The organism is uncultured Sulfitobacter sp. (assembly GCF_947497275.1).
Taxonomy (GTDB): Bacteria; Pseudomonadota; Alphaproteobacteria; order Rhodobacterales; family Rhodobacteraceae; genus Sulfitobacter.
Window position 1 is genome coordinate 527,351 of sequence record NZ_CANMFS010000003.1, and the last position, 15,048, is coordinate 542,398.

General features: G+C 54.0%; 9 protein-coding genes and 1 tRNA gene. 9 read left to right on the forward strand and 1 reads right to left on the reverse strand.

Features of this window, described 5'->3' with window-relative positions; translation table 11 throughout:
• The first annotated feature begins 48 nt into the window (after nt 1-48).
• The 3 genes from Q1A06_RS09290 (at nt 49) to Q1A06_RS09300 (ending at nt 3,803) form a co-directional block, all read left to right on the forward strand.
• Nucleotides 49-1,371, forward strand: coding sequence for a mechanosensitive ion channel domain-containing protein (locus Q1A06_RS09290; RefSeq protein ID WP_299561983.1), 1,323 nt, complete (start codon nt 49-51; stop codon nt 1,369-1,371).
• Between the two features lie 75 nt (nt 1,372-1,446).
• Nucleotides 1,447-1,521, forward strand: a tRNA-Gln gene (locus Q1A06_RS09295).
• A 5-nt stretch (nt 1,522-1,526) separates the two neighbouring features.
• Complete coding sequence (locus Q1A06_RS09300) at nt 1,527-3,803, forward strand: site-specific integrase (RefSeq protein ID WP_299561986.1); 2,277 nt, start codon at nt 1,527-1,529, stop codon at nt 3,801-3,803.
• A gap of 344 nt (nt 3,804-4,147) precedes the next feature.
• Here the strand turns inward: Q1A06_RS09300 and Q1A06_RS21020 are convergent, their stop codons facing one another.
• Complete coding sequence (locus Q1A06_RS21020; protein WP_366523512.1) at nt 4,148-4,474, reverse strand: helix-turn-helix transcriptional regulator; 327 nt, start codon at nt 4,472-4,474, stop codon at nt 4,148-4,150.
• Nucleotides 4,475-4,676: 202 nt separating this feature from the next.
• Between Q1A06_RS21020 and Q1A06_RS09310 the strand changes: the two genes are divergently transcribed.
• The 6 genes from Q1A06_RS09310 to Q1A06_RS09335 all read left to right on the forward strand — a co-directional run bounded on the left by Q1A06_RS09310 (nt 4,677) and on the right by Q1A06_RS09335 (nt 14,424).
• A complete protein-coding gene (locus Q1A06_RS09310) occupies nt 4,677-5,036 on the forward strand; it encodes a hypothetical protein (RefSeq protein WP_299561992.1) in 360 nt (119 codons plus the stop codon).
• 460 nt (nt 5,037-5,496) lie between these two features.
• Complete coding sequence (locus tag Q1A06_RS09315) at nt 5,497-8,559, forward strand: BPTD_3080 family restriction endonuclease (RefSeq protein WP_366523513.1); 3,063 nt, start codon at nt 5,497-5,499, stop codon at nt 8,557-8,559.
• A complete protein-coding gene (locus Q1A06_RS09320) occupies nt 8,559-11,555 on the forward strand; it encodes a site-specific DNA-methyltransferase (RefSeq protein ID WP_299561998.1) in 2,997 nt (998 codons plus the stop codon). The genes Q1A06_RS09315 and Q1A06_RS09320 overlap by 1 nt, the downstream gene beginning before the upstream one ends.
• A 1-nt stretch (nt 11,556) precedes the next feature.
• On the forward strand, nt 11,557-12,027 hold the full coding sequence (locus Q1A06_RS09325) for a hypothetical protein (protein WP_299562001.1): 471 nt from the start codon (nt 11,557-11,559) through the stop codon (nt 12,025-12,027).
• Complete coding sequence (locus Q1A06_RS09330) at nt 12,024-14,036, forward strand: 3'-5' exonuclease (protein ID WP_299562004.1); 2,013 nt, start codon at nt 12,024-12,026, stop codon at nt 14,034-14,036. Before Q1A06_RS09325 ends, Q1A06_RS09330 begins: the two co-directional genes overlap by 4 nt.
• A gap of 181 nt (nt 14,037-14,217) precedes the next feature.
• Nucleotides 14,218-14,424, forward strand: a complete 207-nt coding sequence (locus tag Q1A06_RS09335; RefSeq protein ID WP_299562007.1) for a hypothetical protein — start codon at nt 14,218-14,220, stop codon at nt 14,422-14,424.
• Nucleotides 14,425-15,048 lie beyond the last annotated feature (624 nt).

Consider the following 15,048-nt stretch of genomic DNA (forward strand, 5'->3'; position numbering starts at 1 on the left):
CGCGCATAGGCTGTCGATCACCCCCGACCTCTTGGAAAGTAACCACACATGCGCCTCCTAGCTCTCGTCTTGTGCCTGCTGCTGCCGATAGCGGCGCAGGCACAGGACAGCACACAGCCTTCGGGCACGATCACGCTCGACGACAGTACGCAGCAGGATGCGGGCATCGCCACGCGCATTCGTGCCATTCTCGCCGAATTGGAAGGTTACGAAGATGTGCGGGTCAGTGTGACGTCCGGTATCGTGACACTGAGCGGCAGCACGCTGGACGCCGCCACCGCGACACGTCTGAACGAACTGGTGGGTCGCATCGACGGGGTCGTCGCGATCGAAAATGAAGTCGCCGGAACAACTGATGTCGTCCGCCGGCTCAACCCGGCGGTCGAGCGGTTCAAGGAGCGGGGCTTCCAACTGCTGGCGTTTTTGCCGCTGGCGCTGGTGGCCGTTTCAGTATTCGCGCTGATTGTGCTGCTGGGCTTTTTCGTTGCCCGGCGCAGGCAACCCTGGGACCGGCTCGCACCGAATGCGTTCATCGCGGACATCTACCGTCAGATCCTGCGCCTTGTCTTTGTTATCGGTGGTCTTGTCGTTGCGCTCGACATCGTCAACGCGACCGCGCTGCTTTCGGGGATTCTGGGCGCCGCCGGGATTATCGGCCTGGCCATCGGCTTCGCCGTGCGCGACACGGTCGAGAACTTCATCGCGTCAATCATGCTTTCGATCCGGCAGCCGTTCAGGCCGAACGATACCGTCGAAATCAACGGCGACACCGGCAAGGTCATCCGCCTGACCTCGCGGGCGACCATCCTGCTCAGCTTTGATGGCAACCACATCCGAATCCCGAATGCTGCCGTCTTCAAAAGCCGCATCGTGAACTTCACCCGCAACGCCGAGCGGCGATTCACATGGGAACTGGGCGTGATGCCGGAAGCCGATCTCGCGCGGGCGCAGACCTTGGCACTGAAGGTGATCAATGGTCTGCCCTTCGTCTTAGAAGCGCCCGCCGCATCGGTCTGGATCGAATCGGTCGGCGACAGCTCCATCGCCATGGGCATGGCTGCCTGGATCGACCAGAACGCAACGAGCATCGTTCTGGCCCGTTCGGAAGCGATCCGCCTTGTGCAGGCGGCCTACGACGCGGACGGCATCGGTGCGCAAGCGCCCGCGTACCGGATCCTCCAGGAAACGCCACCTTCCGAAACATCGGAAAAAAATCTCGACAGCACCACACCACATGCGGAATCGGAGCAATCTCCCGCACCCGTGCAAGGCGTTGAAGCCGTCGAAGATCAGCAACTGGCCAACATCGTCGAAACCGAACGCGCCGGAGAACGTGATGATCTGCTGCGCGAAAATGCCGTGCAGGAATGAGAGTGGATTTGTCCCCATATCATGCGGAAAAAGGCTTGCACCCTGCGGCAAGCCACCCTATCTAACGCCTCACGTTGGGATGTAGCCAAGTGGTAAGGCAACTGTTTTTGGTACAGTGTACCGTAGGTTCGAATCCTACCATCCCAGCCACTTACATGAAAAAATTCAACAAAAACAAAGGCCCTCAGGTCTCTCCCGGCACAGCCGTGTCCAAGGGCATTTTGACTGTGACACAAACTGTGACACACGCTTCGCCCTGTAATGCCGCATGCGACCCCGAAAAATTCAAAAGCCGCCGAAAATCCCGAAAATCCAGACCGCGCTCCGCCGGGCCCTACCTACAGCGCCGGGGAAACATCTTCTATTTTCGCAAGCGTTTACCGAACATGGGTCCCGGCGCATCAGTTGGAAAATTTCTCTGTCTGTCGCTTCAGACCGCTCTACTGCCTGAGGCGATGAGCCGTGCGGCTCGTCTCCTCGCTGTATTGCAACGCGAAGAGGCAAAAATAATGACCGATCAAACCCGGCAGGCGATTTCACCCGAAAATATCCAAGTCATCCTGAAAGAGATTCTGCGGACCGAACTTGCCCGCATCCTGTATGAGCAGGACAGTGGTCCCAGCTTTGACGACATCGAAATCGATACAATTATCGCTCGTCTCGAGCAACGACGTATGGACCTGAAACGTCGCGCGCGCCGTAGCGACTACAAAGAGGTGGAAACATGCCTGCGCGAAGCTGCAATCTCGGTGGGATTAGACCTGCCAGGTGATCTCCCCAACGACCTCGGCCGTAGAGCCGTAAACCTGGTTCGGGACCTCTTGGAGGTCGAAGGCAATGCACTCGACGGAGAAGACGTGCGCTCGGAAGCAGCGCCTCTTCTGGCGCAATATTCCAACGTTCCGGTGGATACCTTCGTGGCTTCGAAAGTTGTCCTTTTGTCTAATGCTTGGGATAAAGCGCTCCAGCTTTATCCAACAAAGGCCATGAAATGCAAAATTGACGCAATCGGCAAACTTGCAATTGCGTATTTTGGTGACATCCCGATCGAGACAGTTTCGAGCGACAAGCAGGAAGCATTTTTCGTCTGGATGAGTCGTTTGCCCAAGGATCATGGGAGAAAGCATGGCAAGAATCGTTTCTGCCGTGACGCACCAAAGAGCCCCGAAAAGTACAACCGAACCAAACACGATGAGATTGCTGACGCGGATGCGGCAGATAAACTCGTCTTTGACGAGGTGCGCGCCAAAAACAATATCTCAAATGTTGAAAAACGCGCCTTGCTCTCGGAACGACTGAAGCCGCGCCTGACAATGACCACGCTTCGAGTCAACCGAGATGGCCTCAACAGGCTCTTCAAGGCAGCGGTCAAATTGGGGTGCGAAGAATCACCTGTAGCGTTGACATACAAAGAAGTCGAGAATGCAGTCAAAGCAGCCGCACCGGCCGATCTGCTATATGTACGAGTGACCAAGCCAAAAATTCGGATGCCGTGGTCAGAAGAACGGCTGGCCGCATTTTTTACATCTCCACTCTACACTGGCTGCTTCTCAAGCCATCGCGGTGCGCGGCCAGGAAAAGTGATCATTCGCGATTCTCTCTATTGGGTGCCATTGATCGTTTTGACAATTGGGAGCCGGATTGAGGAGATCCTCATTCTGAAACGACGCAACCTTGTGCGCCGAAACGGTGTGTCATGCCTCAGTATCGGACTTGACCCAGACCAGGGAGGAAAGAGCGAGGACTCTCAACGTGTGATCCCGATTCCGCAACTTCTGCTGGATCTCGGCTTCGATGACTGGGTGAGAAATTTGAGCGAAGATCACGGGCCTCTGCTCTTCCCCGAAGCGGCGGAGCGCGCAACCACTTTCAACATCACAAGCCCATTTAGCAAGGCCCTCAACCGTATTCTGAAATCCCTCGGCCTCGGAGATTTTGACGAAGATTTTTATGCAATGCGGAAAACATTGAGCTCATTGCTGGGGGCGGCAGATGTCCAGGAGGCTCAAAGGCAGGCGATTGCAGGACACAAAAATGGCTCTATTTTGACGCGTCACTATACGGCTCACCATACACGGGACCTTAAAGCTGCTGTCGACAAAGCAGATTTTCAACTTCAGCTTAAGCACCATCCGAAATTCAATTTTCCGATAATTGACTCTTGTGACCTTACCTCAGGCCAGACCTTTTCCGTCGAGGTGGTTCTCGACGACAGAGGCGAAGCAGAAACCATATCCGTCACGGGAGCTGGCTCAACCAGCCCTCTCTTTTCATTCGAGCGCGTTGACCCGTTCACTGGCAAAGATCGAGGCCAGCAGGCTATTCGAGACGCCGCGCGCACGTTCAAGGATCTGGTTGGCGATTGTTCCATGACGTTGCCGCGCAATGCGCTGAAGCGTGCCGCCGTCGAGCATTTTCATGCATTGGCATAGGTCATTGTATTGGTGCAAAGTCGGCCAATAGCCGTTGGGCGCAGCCGTGAAATGGCATGCGACGCATCGAAAGCCCGTCGCATAAGTGGTAGGTGGAAAGTGCATCGATTTGGCACCTCCAGGGTTGTTGTCATCAAGATTTGAGACTGGAATCTTGAACCATACATAAATAATTTTGCAGATTTTTTGGGTTTCTTTTGCTCTTTCGCTCCTGCCGAATTTAAGGTTCGCCAAAGTCACAATCGGCGACCAAAGACGTCTGAAGTTCAGTTTGAATTTTGGATTTTTCACCAGATGCTTCGCAAGCATCTCTGCCTCTACACCAGAGAGTGAAAAAGCTACTGCTATGGGAAACTTTCGGGTTTCCCGGCTGGCAGATCGGACCTATCAGGCCAGATCATCACTTCGATGCGACCGCCGCAGACATCAGCGAAGCGCTCGAGGTCCTTAATGCCAGGGAACGCACCAACCAGCGACTCCATCTGGGCAATTTTGACCGTCGTCATACCCGTTGCCTGAGCGACGTCATCCTGCGTCATGCCTCGCACATCACGCAGCGCGCGCAACTGCATCGCGATGGTACTTTTAAGGCAGTTCCGTTTTCGGCGCTCTACGACGTCAGGGCGTGCAATATCCATGCGCTCTCGGAATGAAATTGGTTTCTTAGTCATCTGTGTTTCCCTTTCCTAATCTCTGATTTCAAAGAAATCGCTTTTGCTGAAGTGGATGTTGGCCAGACCTGCCGGGTACGAAGAAAAATTTATTGCCATTGAGGCTTTTGGGGTCGGGAAGCACAAATAATTCGATCGTACCGGATTTGCATTGGGGAAATTTGGCCAAGGTTATTCCCACACCCAAGGGAGACACACGATTATGGATGAACAAAAACTCGTACCAGAAGAGCGAATTGAATTGTTGCGCGATGACATGACCGACATCAAAGTCTGGCTGGAAGACAATTACCCGTCGGACCGCTTTGCACTAATGATCGACTACTATCACCGTCAAATATTCGCCAAAGACATTGCATACGTTGTTATCCTCGGCCCTACACAGGAAAAAAGACGTGCGATCCGGGCTGTTGCCACACAGGCCTTCAAAGCACTCGGCTGGCAGATCGTGCCAGAAGGTGGCGGCGATGTCATTGACGCTCAGCCAGATCCGACAGGCGATTTTTCCGCGCATCAGCGCTTGCGCTCAATCGCGCGGGTCAGAAACGCCCTCGACCAATAAAACGACCCGAATGACGGGATGGAAACGATTGCTGCCCCCCCCCCACCATCCAACTACTCTTGAGAAAAAAGGAGGGGCAGTAATCTTCGAAAATGCTTTCAACCACATAACCGTTTTCTGCACAACAATGAGGGATTGGAGTCCGAACTCCATCGGGGCTGGTTTGTCCGCACGTGGCTGATCTATTTACACGAGGCAGTTGGTTGACCTATTGGAGCGATCCGTACTCATAGCATCGTCCAGACCTATACCACCTCATACTTTGAACTTGGATGGTTGAGCCTCCGCCACATCGCCAACCTTCGATCCGTTAGACAGTAAATTCTGAAGCCAAAGGATGAGCGGACCACTAGAATATTGATGGTATACGTCGGGTCAAGGCCCCTGGATTCATCTTCGGATTGTAGGTCTAAGTCAAACCTGCTTCATTGAAGAAAAATTATAGACATGAGGGTTCATCGTGAGTTTTTTTCAAAGGCCAGTTCTAAATTCACCATACTGTGTCCCGGAAACTCACTGGGAGCTTGACGGTGACGGACGCCCTACAGACAAGGTGCTCAGCACCAGACGCACGTCTGAACTGCTAACTGCGCTTCCAGGAACATCGTCAAAGTCTGATCTAAGCCAGACCAAAATGTTGTTCGATGATGATTTATCTACCGAAACGACAGATATGAGTCCCTCCAAGATCGTGAACGAGCTCCGACTTGAGCTCGACGCTTGGAGAAAGCAACCGAACCCGGCGCAGTGGAACGTGACACCCGTAACCCAGCGTTTGCTTCAACACTGGCGTGCCATTCAGTCCGACGAAACACAAACAATCCGACCGTTTTTTTGCCAACTCGAAGCGGTGGAGGCTGCAATTTGGCTGGCTGAGGTGGCTCCACAAGCCGGTCGTCGAGGAAAGCGTTTCCTGGATAGAATTAAGATCGCAAATAACTTTGCCGTGCTTCCGGAGGATGTCGCGCCTGAAGCTACTATGCCGGATCTGATGCGAATTGCTTTCAAACTCGCAACTGGCGCAGGCAAAACTACCGTCATGGCCATGTTGATTGCGTGGCAGACTCTGAACTCAGTGCGAGCATCTAATAGCAGACGGTTCTCCCGCGGGTTCTTAATTGTCGCACCCGGGATCACAATTCGTGATCGACTGCGGGTTCTAATGCCTAACGACCCTGAAAGCTATTACGTTTCCCGCAATTTAGTGCCTCACGAATTCTTGCCAGAAATGAACAAGGCTAAGATTGTAATCAGCAACTATCATGCTTTCAAATTACGTGAGACGTTTGATGCAGCCACCGGAACTCGCAGGGCGCTTGAGGGCCACGGTGAAGCACTCAACACTCTTGAGACCGAGGGGCAAATGGTCCAGCGCGTCATGGGCGACCTAATGAACATCAAGGATGTTGTCGTCATCAATGACGAAGCACATCATTGCTATCGTGAGAGACCATTAGCTGATTTGGAATTGTTAACCGGGGACGATCGCAAAGAAGCTGATGAAAATAGCGAAGCGGCGCGCCTATGGATCTCCGGGCTTGAAGCTCTCAATCGTCAGCAAGGTGTAAAGGTCGTCTACGATCTGTCAGCAACCCCGTTTTTCTTGTCCGGATCAGGCTGGCTCGAAGGAACGCTGTTTCCATGGGTGATGACTGACTTTGCCCTGATGGACGCAATCGAATGCGGCATCGTAAAGCTTCCTCGTGTTCCCGTTGCCGACAATCGCGCTGACGGTGAAAAGGTTATGTATAGGAAACTGTGGCCAGCCATCCGAAAGAAAATGCCGGGTGGCAGCCGAAAAACCACTACAAAGTATGACCCGAACAAACTGCCGATTGAGTTGAAGGTCGCCTTGGATGCGCTCTACGGCCACTATGAAAAGACTTACCAGGAATGGGAAAACGCCGGGGTCGGCATTCCACCTGTTTTCATCGTAGTCTGCAATAATACTACCAACTCCGAACTTGTACGCGACTATATCGCGGGCTTCACCCGAACGGACGATGAAGGCAATGAGACCATAGAACGGGGCCATCTGGAACTGTTCCGGAACTACGATGACCACGATCAGCGGATGGAACGGCCGCGAACCATCTTGATCGACAGCGCAGCGCTTGAGGCTGGTGGCGACGTGGACAAAAGCTTCCGCGAAGCCCATGCGGCAGAAATCGAAGCTTTCCGCCGGGAGAGAGCCCGTCGCGATACAGCCGCAGGTGAGATCACCGATGCTGAAATCCTGCGCGAGGTTATGAACACGGTAGGGCGAAAAGGTAGACTGGGTGGCCAGGTTCGCTGCGTCGTATCCGTATCCATGTTGACCGAAGGTTGGGATGCCAACAACGTCACCCACATCATGGGTCTGCGCGCCTTCGGGTCACGTCTGATCTGTGAACAGGTGATTGGCCGTGCACTGCGTCGCCTATCCTACGAAGCGGACCCGGAAACCGGCCTATTCCCCCCGGAATACGCTGACATCATGGGCATTGACGGGCTGAACTTTGGTGAGCCGACCGTCAATCCCCCACAAAAGCCGCGTGAAGTGATCCACGTCCACGCTGTCAGCCCGGATCGTGACCACCTTGAAATAGTCTTTCCACGCGTTGCCGGTTTCCGCACTGACTTCCCTCAGGAACGTCTCGATGTCGATCTGGATCGGATGGAGCCCTACGTGATTGATCCTGAGAAGGTCCGTGCTGCAACCGAGGTCCAAATGTCTGGCATCGTAGGTGAACGACACAAGCTTGATCTGGAACACATGAAGGACGAACGCCCCTCTGCTATCGCCTATGACATCGCCAGTTACTGGATCGCGGAAAAGCGGCGGGACGCGAACAAACCTGTCGACCTGCGCCTTATCACCAAGGCCAAACGTATCGTCCTCGACTTCCTCAAGTCTGACAAGCTGGTGTGCAAGGGCGGCACCCACCCGGCACAACTGAAATATTGGCAGCTCAAGGATGAACTCTGCGACCTGTTCGAAGGTCTGCTTCTGGACCAACCGGACCGCGAGCCGATCATCCGCGCTATCCTTGATCCATTCTCGCCCGACGGCTCAACCATGAACATCAACTTCCAAACCAGCAAAACCAGTCGGCACGCGCCGCACCCGGAACGCAGCCACCTCAACTGGATTATTACCGATTCAGACTGGGAGGCCAGTTTTGCTCAGATGCTCGACGATCACCCTGATGTTGCGGCCTACACCAAGAACCACAACCTCGGCTTCGAAGTGCCCTATTCGCGTGAGGGCGAAAGCCACAATTACAGCCCAGACTTCTTGATCCGTCTCAAGACACCTGAGGGACAGCCGCCCGTTACGCTGGTGGTAGAGATCAAGGGCTTCCGTGGCCACGATGTGCCCCTTAAAACCGCGGCCATGCGCGACAAATGGGTGCCCTCTGTGAACAGGCTCAGCACCTACGGGCGCTGGGGCTTTGCAGAATTGCGCAGCCTGCATGATTTCCGACCCGATCTCGATACCGCCATTGCCACTCTTATGACGCCCGCGCAGGAGCTTGCCTGATGTCCAACGACGAAAAGCCAATCGGCACGATCACTCACGACGAGACCCGCGCGAACATTCCCTCGGCCGAACTTGAAGCGGTGATGAGGCCGGACGACAAGGCACCGATCAGGACGGCGTGGGAGCGGCGCAATCGCGATCTGGACCCGCAGCTGATCTGGCGAGGCAAGGACCCGGATCAGGCAGAGCTGACCGTGGATGCGCCGCCGATCTATATGCAGGAGCAGGTTCACCCGAAGGCGCTGATCGACGATCTGCGTGCCGGACGGGAAAAAGCGGATGATCTGTTTGGCCACTTCGGGCTGGACGAGGAGGACCGAGAGGCGGAGGTGGAATTTTATCGCCATTCGCGCAAATGGTCGAACCGGATGATCCTTGGCGACGGTTTGCAGGTGATGGCATCACTGGCAGAGCGTGAGGGGCTGCGCGGTCAGGTGCAGGCGATCTATATCGACCCGCCCTATGGGATTAAGTTCCAGTCAAATTTTCAGTGGTCCACCACGTCACGCGACGTGAAAGATGGCAAACTGGACAACATGACTCGCGAGCCGGAGCAAGTGAAAGCCTTTCGGGACACATGGCGTGATGGAATCCATTCCTACATAACATATCTACGAGATCGACTGGTAGTCGCTCGGGAGATGCTGACTGAGAGCGGGTCTTGCTTCGTTCAGATCGGAGACGAGAATGTCCATAGGGTTCGTGCCTTGATGGATGAGGTATTTGGCGAGGATAACTGCGTTGCGCAAATTACTTTGGCGAAGACCGCAGGAACTTCTACAGGAAGCCTGCCTCTCGTAGCCGATTACATACTTTGGTATGCTAAGAAACGCGAGACGATGAAATGGCGTGGCTTATTGCGCGATAAGCAGGTCGCTGGTGCGTCTGGCGACTACAAGATGTTTAGAGGAGTAAGCGGGGGGATCACTAAGGCCGAAGAGCCAGACACTTTGGACAAGATTGCACTGGACAACACAGTTTCTCAACGGCCTCCTCAGGGAGCAGATCTTCGAGAATTCCTTGAGCAAGGAATAAGGGCAAAGCCGGGTCCCGGAACATTCAAAACAGATAAGATTGGGCTAACCAGACTTTCCAAAGCGTCTCGGTTATTTCCAAGAACGAATTCGATAAGATATGTGCGTTGCCATCTCGACTATCCTGTTTTGCCCATCAACAATATTTGGATCGACATTCGTTGGGGTTTCGATGCATCGCAAAAGCGTTATGTAGTTGAGACACATCGCGGTGTTATCGAACGTTGCCTCCTCATGACCACCGATCCTGGAGACATAGTTCTCGATCCCACATGCGGATCAGGCACCACAGCACATGTAGCCGAGCAGTGGGGTCGCCGCTGGATTACTATCGACACCTCTCGTGTCGCACTTGCCCTTGCGCGCGCGCGGGTCATGGGCGCAAAATATCCGTGGTATTTACTGTCAGACAGCGATGAGGGGATTAAAAAAACCGCCGAGGTCACACGAGAAGCACCCTCAACCCATGCCACGCACAATGACATCCGCCATGGCTTTGTCTATGAACGTGTGCCGCACATCATGCTCAGTAGTATTGCGCGAAACAGCGAGATCGACGTGATCTGGGACAAGCTGCAACCCGCAGTTGAGGCTGCCCGCGCTGCCCTCAACGCTGCTCTGTTAGGCCACGCCGAACCTTTCCCCATCGACACCGGCGGCCGCGCGGGGCAAGAGATCGACTTTAACGCCACCGGCACAGTCACCATGCCCAGCGGCGAAGACGCCCCCGCCAACGGCTTCATGGAATGGGAAATCCCCCGCACGCCCGGAACGCCATGGCCCGCCGAGCATCGCAAATTGCTCGACACCGCAAGAAAAGCCTCTAAACCCGGCGCACCCACCGCCGCCGCAAAACGCGCCTTGGCACAGCTAAACCACCTGCGCAGCGCCAAGTTCACCCATGACGATCTGCCCGACGATCCGCGCCTACCATGGCCCGACGCAGCCGTGGCCGCACTGGAGGCTTTCTCGAAAGCACGCATCGCACGCCAAACGGAGATCGACGCGAGTATCGCCGCCAAGGCTGATCACGAATACCTCTATGACAAGCCCTACGAGGACAAGAAACGCGTCCGCGTCGCAGGGCCGTTCACAGTTGAATCCCTTTCGCCCCACCGCACACAAGCCGTGGATGAACATGGCGAACTGATCGACGAGATCGACGCCTCCCGCGGCAGACGCCCCGCATCTGAAATGGAGGCCGAGAATTATTATAAGGCGATCATGGAAAACCTCGCGAAAGCCGGGGTGCATCAGCAAGACAAGAAAGACGCGATCCGCTTTGACACCCTCACCGCATGGGACGGCCAATGGATCGCCGCCGAGGGTCAGTATATGGAAGGTGACACCCCCCGTCGGGCCGGTGTATTCATCGGCCCCGAGTACGGCACCGTCAGCCGCGCCGATCTGGTCGACGCCGCCCGCGAGGCCGCCGACGGCGGATTCGACATCGTCATCGCCTGTGCCTTCAACTTCGAGGCCCATGCGCAAGAATTCCACCGCCTTGGTCGCATCCCGATCCTGCACGCCCGTATGAACGCAGATTTGCACATGGCTGGGGATTTGAAAGCCGGCGGCGGCAACCTGTTCGTCGTCTTCGGTGAGCCGGATATCGAGTTGATCGAAGAAGGCGACCGCCTGCGGGTTGAACTGAAAGGCGTGGACATCTTCCGTCCGCAAACCGGCGAAGTGGAAAGCAGCGACGCAGACGATATCGCCTGCTGGTTCATTGACACAGACTACTCCGGCGAAAGCTTCTTTGTGCGCCAAGCATACTTCCCTGGGGCTGACGTCCCCTACAAGCAGCTACGCGCGACCCTAAAGGGGGAGATCGACGAAGAAGCCTGGGATAGCCTGAAGCGCACGACGTCGCGCTCCTTCGCAAAGCCGAAATCCGGTCGCATTGCTGTCAAAGTGATAAACCACCTTGGGGATGAAGTGATGAAAGTGATTGGAGTTTGAAATGAATAATGTCACGCTTCCAACCTTGCTTGTTCCCATTCCCGAAGAACATTTGAAATCCGGTCTCGAAATTTGCGGCAGGGAAGGTAAGATTGCATTTGGATCGCGGGCCTTTCAGGTTTTCGAGCAGGCCGACACGTTACGGAATGAGGTTGAACTTGATGTGTTCATTTATCCTTCGTGGGGTTCGAAGTTTGGCCCACCTAAAGCCCGCTGGCATGGAACATACATTGGTCATGTTCACTCGATCGGTGGAGCCCATCCCGCTGGAATGCAGTTTCGGCCTCCAACAACCGCAGAAAATCCGTCTGATAATGCAGGGCATTGGGCCATTTTTTACGAACTCAAGAACCTCGTAGAGCTTTCCAACCAAGATTCATTGGCGATGAACCGCTTCCGGGGCTTTGGTAAACAGAAGAAATATGTGTCTAACTTTGTGCCTGAAGGGCCACTTTTGGTAGATGTAATGTGACAGTCCTTATCGCATCCAGCTTTACCAAGTCTCTTGACCGGCTCACAGGCCAAGAGCAGTCGCAAGTCAAAATCACCGCTTTCGACATCCAGCAGAACCCCGAAGGTAAAGGTTTGTCGCTCCACCGGATTGATCGTTGTCGAGATCCGGGATTTTGGTCAGCTCGCGTATCGCGTGATATCCGGATTGTCCTTCACAAACGCGGAAGCGACACGCTCCTCGCTTATGTAGCACATCATGACGATGCATACGATTGGGCTGAACGACGTAGGCTCGATACGCACCCTCGAACGGGTGCAGCACAGATCGTAGAAATCCGTGAGTCCATCGAACAGGTTGTCGTTCAGCATTACATTCAAGAAGCTGTTCGGAAGCCACTTCTTTTCGAGTATGAAACTGATGATACCCTGCTGAGCTGGGGTATTCCGGAGGACTGGATCGGCACGGTCAGACAATCAACAGAGGACACCGTTCTCGATATCGCAAGCCATCTTCCCGAGGAGGCCCAGCAAGCACTGCTGTGTGCCGCAGTGGGCGAGAAACCCGAAATTCGGGTCGAGCCAGCGTCTAACCCATATGCACATCCAGATGCACAGCGACGCTTTCGCATTATCGGAGATGAGGCCGAGTTGGCTGCTGCTCTTGACGCGCCATGGGATGATTGGGCAGTGTTCTTGCACCCTGCCCAACAGGAATTCGTCGATCGAAACTTCAATGGGCCAGCCCGCGTAATCGGGTCTGCTGGTACGGGCAAAACCGTAGTTGCATTGCACCGTGCGGTCCGACTTGCAGCCGAAGATACGGATGCGAAGGTACTTCTGACCACGTTCAATGAGAACCTATCAGATGCGCTGGTTGAGAAACTTGATCGTCTGACGTCAAATCTCCCTGGCGTGCGGAACCGGATCACGGTTGCTCCCCTGACCGTTGTTGCTCGCGATCTCGCAGCAGATCACCTTGGCGTCGTTGACGTCGCGACAGATTCTGAAATTAACGCACTACTTGAGGACGCCAGAAAGGCGGCTGGTGTTCGGTTTGACAAGGAGTTCTTGAAGGACGAATGGCGGCTGGTAATTGACGCATGGAACGTTACCGACCCGGCAACCTATCGCAACCTGCCACGATTGGGTCGGAAGGTAAGGATGGCGGCATCAAAGCGGGACGAGATGTGGAATGTTTTTGAACATACACGTCATGGGCTTTCGGAAAGAAAGAAAGAAACCGAAGCGGACGTCCTATATCGCCTAATTAGAAACATCCAAGACAGCGTTTTCTCTCATGTCGTTGTAGATGAAGCTCAGGATATTTCTGTGCCGGAACTCCATCTTTTGGCTAAGTTGGTAGGCGACCGCCCTAATGGGTTGTTCTTCGCCGGCGACATAGGACAGAGAATTTTTCGTGCAGCCTTTCCCTGGAAGTCTGCCGGGGTAGACATTCAAGGGCGTTCAAGGAGTCTGAAAGTCAATTATCGTACGTCACATCAAATTCGCCGGCAATCAGACTTACTTTTGCCACCACGCCTATTAGAAGCCGATGGCGGTGATGAGCGCAGGCTTGGTGTCTCATCTGTTTTTAACGGACCGTCTCCACAAATCGAAATTTTCAATAATTCGGAAGATGAGGTTTCAGCAGTCGCAACATGGATCAAGACCTGTCTTTCTGACGGTTTCGCACCCAATACGATTGCGGTCCTTGTGAGATCTGATGCCGAAATTCATAGAGCAAGAGAAGCGATCCAATGCGCAGGTGATTCTGGCGTGCAATTGGTCTTGATGCATGATGCGAAAGGGCAAGAGTATCGTGCTGTCAGTGTGATGGCCTGCGATGCTGACGTAATTCCAAGTGAGAAACGCCTCTTACTCGCGATTGATGAACGGGCCCATAGAGAAGTCTATGACACAGAACGGCACCTACTATATGTCGCCGCCACGCGCGCACGTGAACGTTTGTGGCTATCTGCCTGCGATCCCGCATCTGAGTTCCTTGATGATCTCTCGATGAGGCAATGAAGTCTCACCAAGAAGGACTATAGGCACCACAAATTTTTGATCAGAGCGCTCAGGAAAGCCAGATTATTCAGATAGTGAGAACGCTGAACGCTTCGGTCGCCGCTTGAAATGCGCCGACACCTAATGACTGAATACGCTCAGATATGTTGCGCAACAGCTACCAAAGGGCTGTTGATCTCCGATGAGCGGCACTAAACTGGGACAGGTCCAGATCGCTGTTTCAGGCTTTTTTCTTTCCGGAACATCTCGGGTATTTGACGCAGCCCAGAAATTTCCCATAGCCAATAGGGATACCCTGACGAAATCTCCCGGGTTTCTCGACATTTTCGCTGCGGCAATTAGCAATCTCTATGTTTTCCAACTTTCTTGCCGGGGTTTAATCGGCTGACAGATCTTCTCTGCGTCCAGAGAAAACCTATCGTTCGAAATGGCGTGATCGATCACGATGTTGACGAGTCTTCCTCTCGTCGCTCCCAGCCCCGAAAATGGGACCAGGCGTTCTCAATGGCCCCGAAGGGCAGTCTGTGCTTGGCCGCCAGTTGGCGCATCAAAACCAAATCTACTCCTGATGTGCACATCAGAAGTCCGTCTGATCTCGACATACGTGACGCGTCATGCCCCGCACAAAAATAAGATGAGGTTCTTTGCAGCCACCGCAAAACAATATTTGAAAAATTCTTCGTTCGCTTCTGCCAATGCACCAAATATCGCGCAACTTTGGCCCACGGATTTCGATAGGCATGTGTCTCGCATTTGTTGGGGCGTGGCTACAATCATGCTCCTTATTTTCCTATTCATGGACCAACCATCACTGAAGATCTAAGGGTTAAAGGGTGGCCAGCCGGAGGACCGCTCGCTCTCTGACCAGAGAAATAAGTCTGCAAAGCTGCCTCGGCAAACGCTTTATCGCCGTTGTGGGCCAAGCAATAAAAATCCGGTATTATGGAGCAAACTCACCAAATAAGGTTAGATATTCATTCTACCTTTATTTCAAGGTCCAACGCCGCAAGGC